Here is a 17499-nt window from a genome sequence, read left to right on the forward strand (position 1 = left end):
GACGTTTTTCCGAGCAGGATGAAACGAGCGATGCGTATCCATGTGTTGGGGATCGGAGGCACCTTCATGGGCAGCCTCGCGCTTTTGGCGCGGCAGGCCGGGCACGAGGTCAGCGGCTGTGATGCGAACGTGTATCCGCCCATGTCCGAGCTGCTCGAGGCCGAGGGGATCGATTGGATCGAGGGATACGAGGCGGGGCAGGCGAATCTGCCCGCGGAGGTGTTCGTGGTGGGCAACGCCATCTCGCGGGGCAATCCTCTGCTCGAGGAGATCCTCGACCGGGGTCTGCCCTACGTCTCCGGGCCGCAGTGGCTGGCCGAGCACATTCTGCCCGGCCGCTGGACGCTGGCGGTGGCGGGCACGCACGGCAAGACGACCACGAGTTCGATGCTTGCCTGGATCCTCGAAGCGAACGGGCTCGCGCCGGGTTTTCTCATCGGGGGAGTGCCGGGAAATTTCGCCCGTTCGTCGCAGCTGGGGGCGGGGCCGTTCTTCGTGATCGAGGCCGACGAGTATGACACGGCGTTTTGCGACAAGCGGGCGAAGTTCGTGCATTATCGGCCGCGCACGGCAATTCTCAACAACCTGGAGTTCGACCACGCGGACATCTACCCCGATCTGGCAGCGATCGAGACGCAGTTCCACCATCTGGTGCGCACGATGCCGCGCTCGGGGCGCATCGTGGCGCTCGCCGGCGAACCGGCGCTCGAACGGGTGCTTGCCCGCGGCTGCTGGTCGCAGGTGGAGCGCTTCGGCCCGATGCCGGGACCGGAGGCGGAATGGACGGTGGCGGTCGCGGAAGACGGCGCTTCGGCCGAGTTCTTTCTCGAGGGGCGCCCGCTGGGCGAGATCGCGCTGCCGGTGCCGGGGCGGCACAACGCGCTCGATGCGCTCGCGGCGCTTGCCGCGGCGCGCCACGTCGGGGTACGCCCGCAGGATGGGCTCGCGGCACTGGCCGAATTCCGCGGCGTGCGTCGGCGGCTGGAGCGGCGCGGGGTCGTGGCAGGCGTGGCGGTCTATGACGATTTCGCCCATCATCCCACGGCGATCCGCGAGACGATCGCCGCGCTGCGTCCGCGCGTGTCGGGGCGTTTGATCGCGGTCTTCGAGCCGCGCTCGAACACGATGAAACTGGGCGTGATGCGCGCGGCCTTGCCCGAGGCGCTCGCCGGGGCGGATCTCGTGCATTGCTACGCCAAAGGGTTGAGCTGGGACGCCCGTGAGGCGCTGGCACCACTCGGTGAACGGGTGACGGTGGGCGAGGAGATCGAGGCGTTCGTGGCCGGGATCGTGGCACAAGCGCGCCCGGGTGATGCCATCCTCGTGATGAGCAACGGTGGGTTCGAGGGCATCCACGAGCGGTTGCTCACTGCGCTCGCCGCGCGCGAGGGAGCATCATGAGCGAAGAGGGAATGGCCCCTGCATGGTGGGAAGAAGCCTGCGCGGCGCTCGTGACCCGTGATGCCGAGCTCGCGCCCTTGATCCTGCAGGCGAGGCCGCCGGCCGTGACGTCCTCGGGCGATGCATTTACCACGCTCGCCCGGGCGATCGTCGGGCAGCAGCTGTCGGTGAAAGCCGCACGTCGGGTCTGGGAACGGCTGGAGGAGGGGGTGGGATCGGTCTCGCCGCAGACCGTGCTCCAGGCGGGAGCAGCACGCCTGCGCGAAGCGGGCCTATCCGGCGCGAAGGCGTCTTGGCTCGTCGATCTGGCGGAGCATTTTGCCGCCGGGCGGCTCGACCCCCGGTGCTGGCGGGAGATGGACGACGAGACGATCGTGCGCACACTGATCGCCGTGCGCGGGATAGGGCGGTGGACGGCGGAGATGTTTCTCATTTTCCACCTGTGGCGGCCGGACGTGTGGCCGATCGACGACCTGGGGCTGCGCCGGGCGCTCGTGCGCCATGCGGGTCTGCCGGAGAAGGCGCCGCGGCGGGTGTGGCTCGAGGCCGGCGAGCGCTGGCGTCCGTGGCGCACGGCGGCGACGTGGATCCTCTGGCGCAGCCTGGAGGCGGCGCCGGTGATCTATTGAACCTTGATCTCTTGTTCGACCGAAATTCATAACATTTTAATTTATCAAGTTTTTTCTCCCGCCGCCGTAAACATTCGAGTTTGGATCGACGGTAGGTGTCATGTCCTGCACGATTGCGTGCTGTTTTTACTCGGTCAACTCGTCATCGGATGTCTTGGCTAACAACAGGGTATTGAGCAGGTTCAGCTCGTTCGAGGCCATGAAGTAACGGTCGTCGAAAACGAGATCCAACTTCAGCGGACTGACCCGGCCAACCGCCGCAGCCCAAGGGAACGACTCGTAGCGGGGCAGCGGCGGGATGATGGCCGATCCCGCATTCAGCGTATTCCCAAGCGCTTCCTGCCAAAGTGGCTGGTCTTCCAGGAAAAACGTCTCTCCTTCCTGCCGCGTTTCAGCGTGCACAAAGAAATAGTATCCCGCCGGGATGGCGACCCAGGTGTTCGGGGATTTGAGATCCTTGAGCGTACGAAACTCGTTGGCCGCGTCGTGCTGGTTGCGCTGCAGCAGTCGTAGCAAGCTCTGCGCGGCATTGCGCATGGCAGGTGGAAACTCTTTCGACTGATCGATCTCGTAGAGCTGACCAATGAGTGCGCGACTTGCGTTCGTGAGCTGAGTCTCATGCCCCTCGAACGCAAAGACTTCCTGCTTCTCGAAGCCTTCCCAGGACTCGACCACGACCGGCCCCGAAAAATACATGTGATCGGGGATGCTGGTGCCTTCTACGGCAGCCGTCAGCAGTGAGCCAACCGGGTTGGCCGCTACCCGAAGAAGTCGTTCCACATAGTCCGCCTTGACCATCGAGCGACCGTCCGCGTCCCGTTTGGCGACGCCATTGAGGCGCGCGTGAGAGAAGAGTTCTGCCACATTGTCCCTTGCACGTGCGGCCAGAGCGATGAGATGCCGATTGGTGTTCGATGCCATGAAAATATCCGCCTCGCGCACGAATTCGGCGACGTGCTGCGACATGAGGCTGATGAGTTCCTCCGTGCCGACCGCCCCCACGGGAACCAGCGCAAGGGGTTGCCTGAGACCGGCATCGCCCGTGATCCGCGTGTAGATGCTCGAGCGCAGCATGACCAACAGGGTCATCAGGTCCAGGGACTGACGCAGCCACTGCCGCTTGTCCATTTCCCCGTCGCAGACCACGTAGTCATCCACCAGCATGACCAGGTGCCGTGGTACCCGGTCCCCGGATACTTGGGCCCCCGTCTCGTCCGTATACATGCCCCGCCCCCGGTAAATGAGCTGGGCAATTTCCATCAGTGCCGCCTCGATGTTGAATCGCGGTACACTCGCGATGATCCAGTCGGTCAAAGGAAAAGACACCCCGCGCGCGCCCGATGAGGTCATGAGGAACACTTTCACGGTGTCGCGCACCTTGGGGTCGACGAGCTCTCGACGGCGGAAACCTGGCACCGACGAGTCCAGGATCTGGACGTTTTCGAGGTTCAGACCGTCTTCTTTGTGCTCTTCTACCAGCGTGTTACGCAATTGCCGCAGGAAGAGCTTGTCTTGGGCGAAGTAGATGACTTGACGCGCATTGGCCTGCAACGCCTTGAGAATCTGACGGACTGCGCCTGCGAGCATCGCCTCTCCCGCGGCGGTTCGGATGGCTTCGCGTGGGGTCTGGGGCTTGCCGAAGCTCTTTTCTTTGGTGCTCATCCCCAGTTTTACGGCCGACAACTGAACCCGGTAGTGCAAGTACAGGTTGCTTGCCGGAAAGCTGTTGGTCATGACGTGCAGCGTGTCGCGCCTGCCCGTTCCCACCTTGACCTTCGTTGCCGCCAACCTGAAGGGAAGACGCCCCGCAGACTTCGAGACCAGCACCTTGTCCGGGGCACGCTCACCGGCGTTGAGGTAACTGTCGAGCACCACCTCGTTACCCAAAGACGCATCGGAGATGACGAGCGAGACCGTAAACGGACAGGGTTCGTCCTCGAAGCAGTCGATGAATTCACGCTGAAGCCACGTGGCGATGGCATGAACGAAACGGGCCCCCGCGCCATCGCCGGCAAGCTCATCGACCATGACCACGATCGTTGGCATCCGTTTGGCAAAACCCCTTCGTTCTGCGATACCGGCTGCGGTAGAGGCCTTATTGACGAAGAGGCTGGACAAGGCGTCGATGGTGGTCTTGGCGTTGTCTCGATCGCGCAATCCTTGCAAGGCTGCCGTGAGCACCAAGCGGTTGACGTCGGGGTTCTCCTCGAGAAGCGTCCTCGATATCTCGGCCATCCCTCTCAATACACCGATGAGTGTGCGATCCTTGACGAGATCTTCGTGCTCGGACAGCGTGTCCTTGAGCAGACGAGTGGAGGCATGATGGGTGTCGATTTCCTGCTCTTGCTCTGGATCGAGCACCAGGATGGCTCCCTTGGGCTTGATCAGGTTCGGCACCCCGTCGGCCACCACGGCTCCGTCGATGTGGCGCGGGGTGTCGAGTCCCCGTTTCACCTGTTCGTCGTGCCAGCGCTTTGCTGCCGAGATGAGCGCAGCGTTGGTCGTGACCGTTAGGATGCCCGTTGGCAGGCCCTCGTGACGGGCCATGCCATGGGTGACTTCCCGGTTGATGACGACCCGCGGGCTCACGTACAGGAACAGAAACCCGTCTTGCTTCTTGCTGAGGTAAGATCGCAAGGCGGTCGTTTTTCCAATGCCGGGATTACCCTCGAGGGCAATGACGTTTAGCCTGCCCGGCCTTGCGCAGCGCATCGCGGCGACGATGGAAGCCGCGTGCACGTCACGCAGCGAGATCTTTTCCCTCGATTCCATGATCTCCTGCATGACCGTGCCCACGGCGTGCTTTACGGATCCCCCGAAATACCGTTGCAGCTCGGGGCGCTCGTCGACCAGCGCCAAGGCTTCGTCCAACGTCAACCCGTCGGTCGGGTTATGGAACCCTTTGACCTGCTCGTCGAATTCGAATACGTAGTCTTCTCCCGGCTGCGGCATCGAGCGCAGCGCCTTCATGCCGGACCGGAGCTCCTTGGGCAGTTTCATCACTACGCCCTTGAACACACGCTCGATGAGTTCCACCAGCCCGTCCTCGTCGCCGTCGGCGAGTTTTTCGGTGTTCCGGTAGGCCGAGGCCATCTGGGCCATCAATGAACGACGCGGATCGGCTCCTTCATCGATTCCGAACGTCGCGCTCAGGCTCTCCAGCCCATTGGGCGTGATGGCCAGTGCACGGGCGTGACAGGGTCGATCGAGTAACCCACGGGAGCGCAGAAGGGCGACCGTGGTCTCCGCGTACGAGCAGGCCTGGCAGAGCTTGTAGAGCGGCTTGTCCTCGCTCGTGAGCGCACCGAGATAGTTCTGGATGTCTTCGGAGAGCTCGAACGCTTCGCCGCTCACTTCTGCGGCCACGCGCGCAAACACGCTACGCGAATCGACGATTCGGCGATGCCGGAGCAGCTCATCGAGGTGCGCATCCTGTCTGCGGAAGTCGCCCAAGTTACCGGGCATGTCATAGGAATACTCCTGCACCAGCAGGTAGTCCTCGTTGGGCGCGGCGAGCCACAGCAGGAAGTCTGCGTTCGCGGGCTGCCCTTTGCGCGACCAGGCTGGGTCTACGATGCCGGTGAGTCCCATCTCTCCGTAGAATGCTTCCCGAATTCCAGCACGCGGCGTGGATTCGCCCGGGAGCATCAGGGGGCACCAGAGTGCTTTGACCCTCAGAGCTTCGGGTTTCTTGGCAAAGTGCTTCCTGATGGCTTTCAGGTACTCACGGGTTGCCGTGTACCCGACACCGTACGCAGTCAGAGCCAGTTGGCGAACGCCTGCCTTGATGACTTCTCGCGCCCCCTCGTCGAGAAGGTTCAGTTCCTTGGCCAAGGTCCTCGACACGTCCAGCAGCCTGATCGTGCGCCAGCGCTCCAGCCCGGGTCGATTGCGCTCGATGAGACCTTGCTCGATGAGGCAGGCAAGCACCCCGCGCTTCACCAGAACCTCATACGCCTGCCCCCAGAGAACCGCCTGCCGATGAAAACTCAGCTCGGTCATTCGCTCTCCTTGTGAAGGACCTTGGTGACGTGTGCAAGGACGGCTGGCAGCGACAGGAACACCGAGCCTGCTCGACGGCGAGTCATCACCTCGATTTCTCCCGCGGCGGACCGTTTGACGGGGTTGGCCCAACCGTACGGGTCGAGGACGGGCATCAGGACGGGACTTGCCTTGGTTGGCGCTTTTTCGCTCTCCATGAAATGCACGGCTCGCAGTACGCTGATGAGCGATTTGCGGACTTCGGCTGCCTCGTTACCAATGCCGAGGATGTTCTGGCGCACGGTTTCGCGCATTTCCACGTCGGTGATGCGCTGTTCGACATCGAAGAAATACGTGCAGAAACCCGACTGCGGTCTGCTGTCTTCGTCGCCAACGACGGCCAATGTGGCGAAGGTATAGACGGGCATGACGCTGCGTAGCACGGCCTCACTCATGGACTCGTACATCTTCTGATGGTCCTTGAAACTCAGCACCTCGAATCCGCTCTCGCCGTTGTCGCGCTTGCGCAGGCGAGTGGCAGGAAATACGTCGCGTCGCAGGGGGTAAAGGTAGACATCCGGAAAGCGCTTCACTACCTCGTCCAGGAATTCCAGCGTGCCATGGGGCGCGTGACGCTCTGCGGCCCGACCGATATGCCGGTTTCCGAAGTGCTGGGAGAGCAGCATCACGTGCCTGAACCCCATCTGGCGCAGCCGCGCGATTTCCTCCAGGATGGGCTGTGGGGTCCTGAATTCCTTGCGACTTTCGACGAGGCGTTGGTGCATGTAGAGTGTCTTCAAGGTGGCACCGTTTTGGTCGCGCTGCGCGACGTAGGTGCAACTAAGGAAGATGTGCCCGTCCGCGTCGGCGTGCGCCGGGTGGGAGTCGCAAGGACGGGTCACGTAGGCCACCAGGGCCACCTTGTCGAGCGCCCCCTCGAGAGGGAAGCGCAGCTTCTGGCCGCCGAGCAGTGCGTGAAGCGCCCCTCTTCTCTTCCACCGTAGGGTGCTGCTGTCGGCCTGCGTCGTGACGCCCTGCACCTTGACAAAACCCTCCCGCGCCAAAGCCATCTCTATGGCATGACTTGCGGCGTAGACGGCGGTATTGCCATCATGGGCATCCGCTTCACGATCGGCCTGACGTCCGGTGTGCTGTAGTCGCAGCATGGTGATGCCGGCCTCTGGTAGGCGAGCCCGCAAACGGCGCTGAACCTCATACAAGGTCACGTAGGCGAGCAAGGTAAATGCAGTCACCGAGGCGGCACGAAGTTGCTCCCTCAATGCTCGCTCCTCATCTGGGTCTTGATCGGTGACGCGCAGCTTCAGCAAGGACAGGTCGTACTGAAGATCGACCCCGACACCCGCCTCGAAGGGCTTGTCATCCCAAAGGTCGGGGACGGTGGTCTGACTTCCCTTGTCCCAACGCACTGGAATGAATCGCACGGGGAGCAACGCAGCGGACAGGTCGCGCTTCATGGCCAGACGGGTCCCTGTACTTGTCGCGACCAAGGCCCGCTCCTGAAGCTGCGTCTTGACCGAATACGAAGCAAGGCTTCCCGGGACGATCTCCTCTGCGGAAACGCTCAAGTGGCCGAACCAGGCCACTGAGTTCTCGCCGGTCTCCGACTTGACCAAGATGTCGGTGTTCGGGGTAATCGATTCGATGGCATCCCAGTTGACGATATCTCTGTGCAGAAAGACACGGAATTTGTCGGCGGCTGCGTTCGCCAGGCCGATCACCTTGCCCGAGCGTGTCTTCAATACCATGATGAGTTCATCGGCCAGTCCATCGACGACATGGCTGCGTGACGCCAGTTCGGCCAGCGTCTTCTCGATCGTGGCTCTGGGGTCGATTCGTAGGCGAGAAGCGAATTGCTTCGCCTCTGCGAGCACGTCGAGCGTGTCTGGCTTGGCGAGCGACTTCGGGATTACCAGGTGCAGGAAGAGGAGTTCCGCGAGGTCTCGCTTGACCCTCTTGTTTGGATCGACCTCGGAGACCAGATTCTGCCTCAAACGCGCCATGCGCGTGTCGAACGCAGACTTTCCGGTTTCAGGATTGTTGCCGTTCACGCGAAATCGGTACGACACCTCGCGCACGGTGGCAAACCCTTGATTCGGCTCGGTCCGTGTCTCGAAGAGCTGGGCCGACCACTCCGGCCATACAGACAGGCAGTTGTAGAAAAGCGCTTTGCGCAGGTGCTCAGAGAAGTCAGAGTTGTTGGCCTGGCCAAAGACGGTTGCCGCATCGAGGAGCAAGGCTTCGCCCTTTGGGCTGCCAAAGATCTCGTAGCACTGTGTGACGCGGCGCACGTACTCTTTGAACCCCTCGCTTGCCGACTGGGTTGCCAGGGCCTCCATGATGCGCATGGTGACCTGAAGACGCACACGGGCAAGTGCATCGTCGTCCAGAAAGTCGATGAACTCACGGATGAGGCTACCTGGGCGATTGCGTTGAGCGCGGATACAGTCGAGTGTTTCCTCGATCTCATCGTCGTCCAAGCCGTCCTTTCGTAGCTTGTTCTCGATGCCCTTGAGCATCATCTCCAGCCCGTCGCGGCCATCGACCGTCTCGATGGCCGTGAGGACTCTGCCGATGTCCTTGCTTCGCTCCTGCGCGCGGCGCTCACTCGAGGCGAACACGATGGGAACCATCGAGGCGACTGAGGGAAGCTGCGGCACCTGCTCCCCTATGGATCGCGCAAGCATCTCGATCCATTCTTCCGTAGACCCCAATGCAAGCGTCTCGATCTCTGCGCCCGACAAGGCAGCATCCAATTTTGCAGCCACGATGGACTGTAGCTTCTCGATCGCTTTGGAGGTGCTGCTGTCTGTCGAGTGCAGCAGGCGGCCTCCGATCCGCGCGGCCATGCCCCTTCCCGGGATGTCCATATCGCGGATGAACCCCGTCTGCTCGCCAGGCGCAAACGCGCCTTTGAAGTCCTCCGAAGTGACGAGTGCGTATAGAGGCGCGCGCGTGTCGATGTGGAGCTTCGCCCCTTGCATGCAGAGAAATCCTGCCGAGGAAGCCAACGCCTTACAAAGCAGCTCTACGAGCTTTGCGAGATCGAGAGAAGGGGTTACAGAGCGCGCGGACACCCTCGCGCCTCGCCGAGTATGTATAGGTTGCATGATTCGTTCCTCTCAAAAACGTGTGCAAACCTACGCGTCAAGTCCCGGACGATTGCGTCGTGTCTTTATGGAGAGTTCCAGTTTGAGGTTCCCCACTTTTGTCGCCAGCGTCGCAAAGTCGATCACCGGTTCCATCTCCTGCAGGGGATCATCCAAGCGATCGAGCTTGGCGCGATGCCCTTCCGCGGTAAAGAGGAGGTCGAACTGGATGGCGGTGCGGCGCGTCATGGTTCGGGCTTATCTCGAATCAGGACGTGGGAATTTTATCAGGGGCCAGTGGTGGAGGAGTTTTTCGAGGTACCCTTGGGTTCGGCGCCCTGGCGGTCGAGCCGGCGGGCTTCTTCCTCGGGGATGTACTCGAAGACGCGCACGACCTTGCGCACACCGCTGGTGGTGCGGGCGATGTGGGTGGCAGCGTCGGCTTCACGCCGCGTCACCAATCCCATGAGATAGACGACACCGTTCTCGGTCACCACCTTGACATGGTTGGCGGCAAAGGCGCCGTTGCTCTGGTTGACGAAGCGGGCCTTGACTTGCGCCGTGATGCTCGAATCGCTCGCGCGCGAGCCCAGTGAGCTGGGGCTGGCGATCTGGATTTCGTTGACCACGTCGCGCACGTTCTCCGTTTCACGCGCGAGCTGCTCGGCCAGTGCCCGGTCTTCCTCGCGAGGGGCTTCGCCCGTGAGCAGCACGATGCGGTTGTAGGACGTCACGTTGATGTGAACACGATCGCCCAGCTGCCGGGCGATCTTGTCACCGACTTTCCATTCGATCGCTTCGTCGTCGACGATGGCACCGGTGGTGCGCCGGTCGGAGGCCACCGACGCGGTGACGGCGGCGCCGCCCGCCATGAGAGGAAAGCAGCCGGAAAGCGGCAGGGTCGACGCGGTGGCGAGCACGAGCAAGGCGAGGGTGGAGCGCAGGGACGTGCGGGTCATGCGAAGTCTCCGAGAAGGACGGCGTCGAGGGCTTCGACGAGAAGATCGAGGGTAAAGAGCATGAGTTCCCCGTGGCGCGACGGCGGAAGTTCCGGCAGTTCCAGGGGGACGTCGCTACCGGCGAGACCGCCGAACCATTGGCCGTCGCCGTCGGTGCCGAGCGCGACGAGCGCGATCCCGTTTTCGTGGGCGGCCTCGCGCAGCGCCGTGGCGGTCGGACTCGGGCGGGCGAAGAGCAGCACGAGCGCATCACCCGGCTGCGCCAACGCCGTGAAGACGCGCAGCGCCGCTTCTCCTTCGCCTTCGAGCCGCAGCGCCGCCACCGGCGGGCGCTCGCGGTCGAGCCCGTGCCACAGGCGGTGGAGGAAGAGTTCGGCGAGTGCGCGTTCCGGGCCGCTCGCCCAGACGAGGATGCGGCCGCTCTGCAGCAGGCTCTGGGCCAAGATTTCGGCGGCCGCCGCGCACGGGGCAGCGAGCACCGGGGCCGTCTCCTGCAAGAGGGCGGACTGGAAGAGGAAAGGTTCGGTGAGATGTTCGATGAGATCCATCGATTTAGTCTAACATGGCGCGTCGCTCACCAGGTTACGCCGAGATCGAACGCCCCCTGGATCCATTGGGGGACTTGGGCCTCGCCGTCGAAGGCGAGCACGTCGAAGCGGCAGGGGCGGGCCGCATGGCGCCGCCCGACGGGACCGTTGAGCCAGTAGCGGGCGGCAGCGAGGATGCGGCGCTGCTTGGCAGGGGTGACGCTCTCGGCGGCGCTGCCGTAATCGCTGCGCCGGCGGTGGCGTACTTCGAAGAAGACGAGTGTGTCTTGGTGCAGCCCGATGAGGTCGATCTCGCCGCGGCGGCTGGTGGCGTTGCGCGCGAGCAGACGCACGCCTTGGCGTTCGAGCCAGGCGGCGGCGAGCGCCTCGTACGCGGTGCCGACGGCGCGGGTGCTTGTGGCGGCGAGGGGGTTTGGCGCAGAATCGGGTTTTCGTGTCATGGGCGGAGGCGATGGATCCGGAAGGAATGGCGGAAGGCGTATGGCGCCGGGCCGAACCGGCCCTCTATGTGGTGGCTACCCCCTTGGGGAATCTGGCCGATCTGAGCCCGCGCGCCCGCGCGGTGCTCGCCGGAGTCGATTGTATCGCGGCCGAGGACACGCGCCACAGCCAGAGATTGCTCGATGCTTGGGGCATACACACGCCGATGGTGCCGGCGCACGAGCACAACGAGCAGGCTGCCGCGCAGGCGATCGTGGCGCGGCTGGCGCGCGGCGAGCACGTGGCGCTGATTTCCGATGCGGGCACGCCCGGCATCTGCGATCCAGGCGCGCGCATCGTGGCTGCCGTGCGCGCAGCCGGCTTCGCGGTGGTGCCGATACCGGGGCCCAGCGCCGTGATCGCGGCGCTGTCGGTGGCGGGCTTCGTCGAGCCGGGGTTTCGCTTCATCGGGTTTCTGCCGCCGAAGCAGGCGGCGCGGCGCAAACTCCTGGCTTTGCTGGCGACCGAGGAGGTGCCGGTGGCATGCTACGAGGCGCCGCACCGCGTGCGCGGGAGCGTGGCCGACATGCTGGAGGTGCTGGGCGGGGCGCGCGAGCTCTTCCTCGCGCGCGAGCTCACCAAGCGCTTCGAGGAGACGGTGCGCCTGCCGCTCGCGCAGATGCCCGATTGGCTCGAGGAGCGCGCCGAGCGCATGCGAGGTGAGTTCGTCCTCATCCTGGGGCCGGGCGATGTGCAGGCCGTGCGCGAGGAAACGGGGCGGCGGGTGCTCGCGCGCCTGACCGGGGTCGGAGTGCCGTTCGGAGAGGCGGTGCGGCTCGCGGCGGAATTGACCGGCGCCTCCAAGAACCGGCTCTATGCCCAGGGGCTCGCCGCAGGGCAGGAGAATGACGAATGAGCGTCCCTGAAGGAGAAAGAATGGATCGGATCGACTTATTGCGTCCCGCCGACTGGCATTTGCACGTGCGGCAGGGCGCGGCGATGCGCGCGGTGGTGCCGGCGAGCGCGGCAGTCTTCGCCCAGGCGCTCATCATGCCCAACCTCAAGCCGCCGGTGACGACGACCGCGGCGGCGCTCGCCTATCGCGCGGACATCCTGGCGGCGGCGCGCGCGGCCGGGGGAAGAGCGGCCGACTTCGTGCCGTGGATGACGCTCTATCTCACCGAGGCGATGCCGCCGCAGGAAATCGACCGTGCCGCGGCGAGCGGCGTCGTGCTCGCGGCCAAGCTCTATCCGGCCGGAGCGACCACGAACTCGGATGCGGGCGTGCGCTGCATCGAGCGGATCTATCCCGTGCTCGAGCGGATGCAGGAACGCGGCCTGGTGTTGTGCGTGCACGGCGAAGTGGTCGATCCCGAAGTAGACATCTTCGATCGCGAGGCGGTGTTCGTCGAGCGAGTGCTCGCGCCGCTGGTGGCGCGTTTCCCCGGCTTGAAGATCGTGCTCGAGCACGTGACGACCGCCGAAGGCGTGGCCTTCGTGCGCGAGGCGCCTGAGACGGTGGCCGCTACCCTCACCGCGCATCATCTGCGCTACGAGCGCAATGCCCTGCTCGCCGGCGGCATCCGGCCGCATTTCTACTGTCTGCCGATCCTCAAGCGCGAGCGCCACCGCCGGGCCCTGGTAGAGGCGGCCACGAGCGGTTCGCCGAAATTCTTCCTCGGCACCGACTCGGCGCCACACCCGCGTGGAGCGAAGGAATCGGCCTGTGGCTGCGCCGGATGCTACACCGCGCCGCTCGCGCTGCCGCTCTACGCCGAGGTGTTCGAGGCGGCCGGCGCCCTGGATCGACTCGAAGGGTTCGCCTCGCGCTTCGGCGCGCGGTTCTACGGCGTGCCGGAGCCTACCGAGCGCATCGCCCTGGTGCGCCGGCCATGGGCGGTGCCGGCAGCCGTGCCCTTGGGCGAGGCTGAGGAGGTGGTGCCTCTGCGCGCGGGCGAGACGATGGGCTGGATGGTGGAATGAGGAGAGGGTGATGCGCTGGAGGAGAGGGGCAATCGCGGCGCTGTGCGCCTTGGGCTTGGTCGCTTGCGAAGATGCGGCGATCAGCTACCGCATCGAGGGGATGAATCACGCGCTGGTGCTCGAGCGTCAGCAGTCCTTCCCCTGGAGCGAGGTGAAGCAGGCGGTGGTCGTCTCGCGTCTGCCGAAATGTCAGCGCAAGTATCCGGTCGCATCCGATCGTGCCGAGATGACGCCGATGAAGGTCTATGAGGCGGGAGATCTGCTGTGGGCGCTCGAACAGGGAGGGCGCTGGTACCTCGCCTCGACCGAAGATTGTCGCTTGCAATCGTGGGACCAGCCCGATCCGCAGGCGCTGGGGCCTCTGGTCGGGACGTTTCGTCACCGCGACGGGGTCCTCGTCTTCGAACCGGCACCCAAACCTGCATCATAGGGAACTTCGGCCGCGCCTTGCGGTATCATGCATTGGGAAGTCTGCCCGGCAGTCGCTGCGTGCCTTCGGGCGCGGAGAGGAAAGTCCGGGCTCCACAGAGCAGGATGCCGGCTAACGGCCGGGCGCCGTGAGGCGACGGAAAGTGCCACAGAGAATAGACCGCCGATGGCCCGCAAGGGATCAGGCAAGGGTGAAACGGTGGCCGGGGAGACCCGGCGCGGGGCTTCGGCCTCGCGGGTAAGAGCCCACCGCGTCTCCGGCAACGGAGGCGGCACGGTAAACCCCATCCGGAGCAAGGCCGAATAGGGGAGCAATGGCGTGGCTCGCGCCGCTCCCGGGTTGGCTGCTCGAGCCCGTCGGCAACGGCGGGCCTAGAGGAATGACTGCCCCGCATCGCACGATGCGCGACAGAACCCGGCTTAAGCGGCAGACTTCCCTTTCCACTTCTTCGTTACATTCGGTAACAAATACATCGCCATCATTTGTTGGCCGATGGCTGCCGGGTGCGTGCGTCGGCGTAACCCCGGCTGCTCCTATCTTTCTGATTACCTTAGATTTTATTTTCTTTTTATCCCTTTGTCTTGCTTGGCATCGTTGTATGGCGAGGGTCCTCTTTTTTGCCGGAATGGGATTCGGTGGAGAAAAGTGGCAAAATGTGGGGACGTGGGCAAAAGGATGAACGACGTGTTCCAAGGGGCGGTCACGCTCAGTCTCGATGCCAAAGGGCGAATCGCCATTCCGACGCGGTTCCGCGAGGCGTTGGCGCCCGAAGGGCGCCCTTTGGTGCTGACGGCGCATCCGCACAAGTGCCTGCTGGTTTATCCCGAAGCGGTGTGGACGCCCATCCGTGAGCGCATCGTGGCCTTGCCAGGGCTCGATCCGCGTACTGCCGCCCTGAAACGCCTGCTCGTGGGGTTTGCCCAGGAAGAGGAGCTCGATACCTCCGGGCGGGTGTCGGTAGTCGCTTCCCTCAGACAATGGGCTGGGCTGGAGAAGAACGTGTGGCTGGTCGGCCAGGGAACGCATTTCGAGCTGTGGTCCGAAGCAGGGTGGCAGGCGCAGCAGGAAGCGATGCTGGCGCTCTCGGCCGAGGATCTGGCCAGGACGTTCGAGGGCGTGGTGCTGTGATGAGCGAAGCGCACGTCCCTGTACTGCTCGAAGAGGCGCTGGAGGCGCTCGCACTGCGCACGGACGGCATCTATGTCGATGGCACCTTCGGGCGGGGAGGGCATACCCGGGCCATCTTGCAGCGGCTGGGGCCGCAAGGGCGGGTGATCGCCTTCGACCGCGATCCGGAGGCGATCGCTTTCGGGCGAACGTGGAACGAGCCCAGGCTCACCCTGGTGCATGCACCGTTTTCACGCCTGGGGGCGGAGCTCGATGTGTTGGGGGTGGCGCAAGTCGACGGGATTTTGCTGGATTTGGGCGTGTCCTCGCCGCAGCTCGATGCCCCCGAGCGTGGCATGAGTTTCCGTTTCGATGCGCCGCTCGACATGCGCATGGACCCGACGAGCGGCGAGCCGGCGTCGAGCTGGCTCGCGCGGGCGAGCCGCGAAGAAATCAAGGAGGTGATAAAGAATTATGGCGAAGAACGGTTTGCTGATGCGGTTGCAAAGGCGATTGTCGCTGCGCGCGCAAGGGCGCCTATCGAACGCACGGGACGACTTGCCGAGATCGTGGCGCAAACGGTGCGTACGCGCGAGCCGGGGCAGCACCCAGCGACGCGCACCTTCCAAGCTCTTCGGATTTTCGTCAATCGCGAGCTCGAAGAAATCTCGTTGACCCTGCCGCAGACAATCGGACGCTTGAGGCCGGGGGGGCGCTTGGTGGTGATCAGTTTCCATTCGCTCGAAGACCGGATCGTGAAGCATTTCATGCGCGAGCATTCTTTTCCGCCGCCGTTGCCGCCGGGGTTGGCGGTGCGCGAGGACGAGCGTCCGGTGCCGCCACTGCGGTGGGTGGTACGCAAGCTGCGGCCATCGGAAGCGGAATGTGCCCGTAACCGGCGTGCTCGCAGTGCGGTGATGCGGGTGGCGGAGCGACGTTCATGACGCGTTTCGAGGCAATGCTCGTCGGCTTGGTGGTGGCTAGCAGCGTGATGCTGGTCCAGGCCAAGCACGAAGCGCGGCTGCGCTACTTGGCGCTCGAGACGCAAACGCGGCGTGGCGAGCGCCTGGACATCGAGTGGCGTCAGCTACAGCTGGAGCGTGCCACCTTGGTGACTCAGGATCGGATCCAGCGCCTGGCGCAGGAAAAACTCGGTCTGGCGTCACCACGTCCAGACCAAATCGTGCCGTGGGAGCGTTAGCGATGGAGAAGACGGCGCTTAACCCGATGTTGGTGCTGGCGGTTCCGGTATGGCGCCAGCGGCTCATGGCAGGATTTTTGCTTGCTTTGCTGGCGGCGTTGGTGGTGCGAGCGGCCTATCTACAGGGCGTGCAGCGTGATTTCCTGCAGCAGCAGGGTGGGGCGCGCTACGAGCGCCAGATCGAGGTGCCGGCGATGCGCGGGCGCGTGCTCGATCGCAATGGCCAGATCCTCGCTGATTCGTCGCCCGTGGCCAGTATTTGGGCCGATCCGGCCAAAGTACGTGAATGGCCGGTCGAAGATTTCGCCCGGCTGGCGCGTGCTTTGGGTATGAGCGCGGATGAATTGGATCGTCGTCTCGGTCAGGGTGGGCGCCGATTCGTCTATCTACGACGGCAATTGCCTCCGGATCAGGCCAAGCCGGTGACTCAGCTCGGCCTCGAGGGCGTGGGCGTGGTCGAGGAGTATCAGCGTTTCTATCCTCAGGGCGAGGCGTTCGCCCAGCTGGTGGGGCTCGTCGATGTCGATGGCAATGGCATCGATGGTCTGGAATCGAGTCTGAACGGCGTGCTCCAGGGGGAGGCCGGCAAACGCTTGGTGATCCAAGACCGACATGGCCGCGTGGTCCAGGATTCTGTTTGGTTGCAGCAACCCCGCGATGGGCGTGACGTGGTGCTCTCGCTCGACGCGCGTATCCAGCATATCGCCTACCGCGCGCTCGAGCGGGCGGTGGAATTGCATCAGGCGCGCGCTGGCGGGGCCGTGGTGATCGATGTGCGCACAGGCGAAATTCTGGCACTCGCCAATTGGCCCAGCTACAATCCCAACCGCCGCACGGGGCTCGACTTGAGCGAGGTGCGTAACCGCGTGGTCACTGATATCTATGAGCCCGGCTCGGTAATGAAACCCGTCTTGGTTGCTTTGGCCTTGGAGCGCGGCAAGGTCCGGCCGGATACGCTCATCGACATCCAAGGGGGCGTTTTTCAGGTGGGCAACCACACGATCAAGGATTCACACGTCGGAGATCGCGCGCTGACGGTGTCTCAGGTGATTCAGAAGTCTTCCAACGTGGGGGTGGCCAAGATCGCGCTCGGCCTCGATCCGAAGGACATCTGGCAACACTACCGTGCTTTCGGTTTCGGCGTCCGCCCCGATCTGCCGCTGCCGGGCGTGGCACCGGGGCGCATGCTGCCGGCCAATTCCCTTAAACCCATCGAGGTGGCGACCATGGCTTATGGTCATGGCATTTCGACTTCGCTCTTGCAATTGGCGCACGCTTACCAGGCGATCGCCAATGACGGAGTGATGCTACCCTTGTCCCTGACGCGGCGTGATACGCCGTCGTCGCCTGCCGAACAGCGCCGACTCGTCTCGCCCAAGACGGCGCAGGAGGTGAAGGCGATGATGGAGCTCGTCACGCAGGCAGGGGGGACGGCGAGGCGAGCGGCCGTTGGGGGATATCGTACTGCCGGCAAAACGGGCACGGCGCACAAGCTCGACAATGGTCGCTACGTCGATAAATACGTCGCTTCCTTCGTTGGTTATGCTCCAGCCTCTCAGCCGAGATTGGTGGTGGCGGTGATGATCGACGAGCCCAAAGTGAAATCCTATTACGGCGGCATCGTGGCGGCACCGGTGTTCGCCGAGATCGTCGGGCAGGTGTTGCCCGGGCTCGGCGTGGCGCCGGACGTGCCAGGGCCGGCGGTAGCGGCGGCCGAACGGCCGCGAGGTTGA

The 17499-nt window shown here is 64.0% G+C and carries 15 protein-coding genes and 1 other RNA gene; 10 read left to right on the top strand and 6 right to left on the bottom strand.

The genetic code is table 11. The features are described 5' to 3' along the window. Positions 1–30 precede the first annotated feature (30 nt). Both mpl and H607_RS0106665 read left to right on the top strand, forming a co-directional pair. The gene (gene mpl, locus H607_RS0106660; RefSeq protein WP_028874784.1) at positions 31–1401 is read left to right on the top strand and encodes a UDP-N-acetylmuramate:L-alanyl-gamma-D-glutamyl-meso-diaminopimelate ligase; all 1371 of its coding nucleotides are present in this window, start codon (positions 31–33) and stop codon (positions 1399–1401) included. Further along, complete coding sequence (locus H607_RS0106665; RefSeq protein WP_028874785.1) at positions 1398–2030, top strand: DNA-3-methyladenine glycosylase family protein; 633 nt, start codon at positions 1398–1400, stop codon at positions 2028–2030. The genes mpl and H607_RS0106665 overlap by 4 nt, the downstream gene beginning before the upstream one ends. A 126-nt stretch (positions 2031–2156) precedes the next feature. Here H607_RS0106665 and H607_RS0106670 read toward each other — a convergent pair whose 3' ends face one another. The 6 genes from H607_RS0106670 to H607_RS0106695 all read right to left on the bottom strand — a co-directional run bounded on the left by H607_RS0106670 (position 2157) and on the right by H607_RS0106695 (position 11065). Continuing rightward, entirely contained in the window at positions 2157–6032 is a 3876-nt protein-coding gene (locus H607_RS0106670) for a hypothetical protein (protein ID WP_028874786.1), read from the bottom strand. Further along, entirely contained in the window at positions 6029–9013 is a 2985-nt protein-coding gene (locus H607_RS0106675; protein ID WP_028874787.1) for a hypothetical protein, read from the bottom strand. The genes H607_RS0106670 and H607_RS0106675 overlap by 4 nt, the downstream gene beginning before the upstream one ends. 156 nt (positions 9014–9169) lie before the next feature. Next, entirely contained in the window at positions 9170–9367 is a 198-nt protein-coding gene (locus H607_RS0106680; RefSeq protein WP_028874788.1) for a hypothetical protein, read from the bottom strand. A 38-nt stretch (positions 9368–9405) separates the two neighbouring features. After that, positions 9406–10077 (bottom strand): BON domain-containing protein, encoded by a 672-nt coding sequence (locus H607_RS0106685; protein WP_028874789.1) that lies wholly within the window; start codon positions 10075–10077, stop codon positions 9406–9408. Then, positions 10074–10625 carry a phosphoheptose isomerase family protein gene (locus H607_RS0106690; RefSeq protein ID WP_028874790.1) on the bottom strand — a complete coding sequence of 184 codons (552 nt, stop codon included), beginning with the start codon at positions 10623–10625 and terminating at the stop codon, positions 10074–10076. The genes H607_RS0106685 and H607_RS0106690 overlap by 4 nt, the downstream gene beginning before the upstream one ends. A gap of 26 nt (positions 10626–10651) precedes the next feature. After that, a complete protein-coding gene (locus tag H607_RS0106695; protein WP_028874791.1) occupies positions 10652–11065 on the bottom strand; it encodes a YraN family protein in 414 nt (137 codons plus the stop codon). Between the two features lie 11 nt (positions 11066–11076). Between H607_RS0106695 and rsmI the strand changes: the two genes are divergently transcribed. The 8 genes from rsmI (at position 11077) to H607_RS0106730 (ending at position 17499) form a co-directional block, all read left to right on the top strand. Next, positions 11077–11961: a 16S rRNA (cytidine(1402)-2'-O)-methyltransferase gene (rsmI, locus tag H607_RS0106700; RefSeq protein WP_169393594.1), complete on the top strand. Its 885-nt coding sequence runs from the start codon at positions 11077–11079 to the stop codon at positions 11959–11961. Positions 11962–11981: 20 nt separating this feature from the next. Beyond that, positions 11982–13028: a dihydroorotase gene (gene pyrC / locus H607_RS0106705; RefSeq protein ID WP_028874793.1), complete on the top strand. Its 1047-nt coding sequence runs from the start codon at positions 11982–11984 to the stop codon at positions 13026–13028. 10 nt (positions 13029–13038) lie between these two features. Further along, positions 13039–13458 (top strand): hypothetical protein, encoded by a 420-nt coding sequence (locus H607_RS0106710; protein ID WP_037989902.1) that lies wholly within the window; start codon positions 13039–13041, stop codon positions 13456–13458. A 36-nt stretch (positions 13459–13494) separates the two neighbouring features. Then, positions 13495–13897, top strand: an RNA gene (rnpB, locus tag H607_RS12905) — RNase P RNA component class A. Positions 13898–14142: 245 nt separating this feature from the next. Next, positions 14143–14586, top strand: a complete 444-nt coding sequence (gene mraZ / locus H607_RS0106715) for a division/cell wall cluster transcriptional repressor MraZ (protein WP_028874795.1) — start codon at positions 14143–14145, stop codon at positions 14584–14586. Next, entirely contained in the window at positions 14586–15509 is a 924-nt protein-coding gene (gene rsmH / locus H607_RS0106720) for a 16S rRNA (cytosine(1402)-N(4))-methyltransferase RsmH (protein ID WP_028874796.1), read from the top strand. The genes mraZ and rsmH overlap by 1 nt, the downstream gene beginning before the upstream one ends. After that, positions 15506–15766 carry a cell division protein FtsL gene (gene ftsL, locus H607_RS0106725; protein WP_028874797.1) on the top strand — a complete coding sequence of 87 codons (261 nt, stop codon included), beginning with the start codon at positions 15506–15508 and terminating at the stop codon, positions 15764–15766. The genes rsmH and ftsL overlap by 4 nt, the downstream gene beginning before the upstream one ends. A 2-nt stretch (positions 15767–15768) precedes the next feature. Next, positions 15769–17499, top strand: coding sequence for a peptidoglycan D,D-transpeptidase FtsI family protein (locus H607_RS0106730; protein ID WP_028874798.1), 1731 nt, complete (start codon positions 15769–15771; stop codon positions 17497–17499).

It is taken from the genome of Tepidiphilus margaritifer DSM 15129, assembly GCF_000425565.1.
GTDB lineage: Bacteria > Pseudomonadota > Gammaproteobacteria > Burkholderiales > Rhodocyclaceae > Tepidiphilus > Tepidiphilus margaritifer.

What these genes read in the sequence shown, in the direction of transcription:
- H607_RS0106685 (WP_028874789.1), bottom strand. Translation starts at nt 10,077, where the DNA reads ATGACCCGCACGTCCCTGCGCTCCACCCTCGCCTTGCTCGTGCTCGCC.
- mpl (WP_028874784.1), top strand. Translation starts at nt 31, where the DNA reads ATGCGTATCCATGTGTTGGGGATCGGAGGCACCTTCATGGGCAGCCTC.
- rsmI (WP_169393594.1), top strand. Translation starts at nt 11,077, where the DNA reads ATGGATCCGGAAGGAATGGCGGAAGGCGTATGGCGCCGGGCCGAACCG.
- H607_RS0106710 (WP_037989902.1), top strand. Translation starts at nt 13,039, where the DNA reads ATGCGCTGGAGGAGAGGGGCAATCGCGGCGCTGTGCGCCTTGGGCTTG.
- H607_RS0106675 (WP_028874787.1), bottom strand. Translation starts at nt 9,013, where the DNA reads ATGCAAGGGGCGAAGCTCCACATCGACACGCGCGCGCCTCTATACGCA.
- H607_RS0106665 (WP_028874785.1), top strand. Translation starts at nt 1,398, where the DNA reads ATGAGCGAAGAGGGAATGGCCCCTGCATGGTGGGAAGAAGCCTGCGCG.
- H607_RS0106690 (WP_028874790.1), bottom strand. Translation starts at nt 10,625, where the DNA reads ATGGATCTCATCGAACATCTCACCGAACCTTTCCTCTTCCAGTCCGCC.
- H607_RS0106670 (WP_028874786.1), bottom strand. Translation starts at nt 6,032, where the DNA reads ATGACCGAGCTGAGTTTTCATCGGCAGGCGGTTCTCTGGGGGCAGGCG.
- H607_RS0106680 (WP_028874788.1), bottom strand. Translation starts at nt 9,367, where the DNA reads ATGACGCGCCGCACCGCCATCCAGTTCGACCTCCTCTTTACCGCGGAA.
- H607_RS0106695 (WP_028874791.1), bottom strand. Translation starts at nt 11,065, where the DNA reads ATGACACGAAAACCCGATTCTGCGCCAAACCCCCTCGCCGCCACAAGC.
- ftsL (WP_028874797.1), top strand. Translation starts at nt 15,506, where the DNA reads ATGACGCGTTTCGAGGCAATGCTCGTCGGCTTGGTGGTGGCTAGCAGC.
- rsmH (WP_028874796.1), top strand. Translation starts at nt 14,586, where the DNA reads ATGAGCGAAGCGCACGTCCCTGTACTGCTCGAAGAGGCGCTGGAGGCG.
- H607_RS0106730 (WP_028874798.1), top strand. Translation starts at nt 15,769, where the DNA reads ATGGAGAAGACGGCGCTTAACCCGATGTTGGTGCTGGCGGTTCCGGTA.
- pyrC (WP_028874793.1), top strand. Translation starts at nt 11,982, where the DNA reads ATGGATCGGATCGACTTATTGCGTCCCGCCGACTGGCATTTGCACGTG.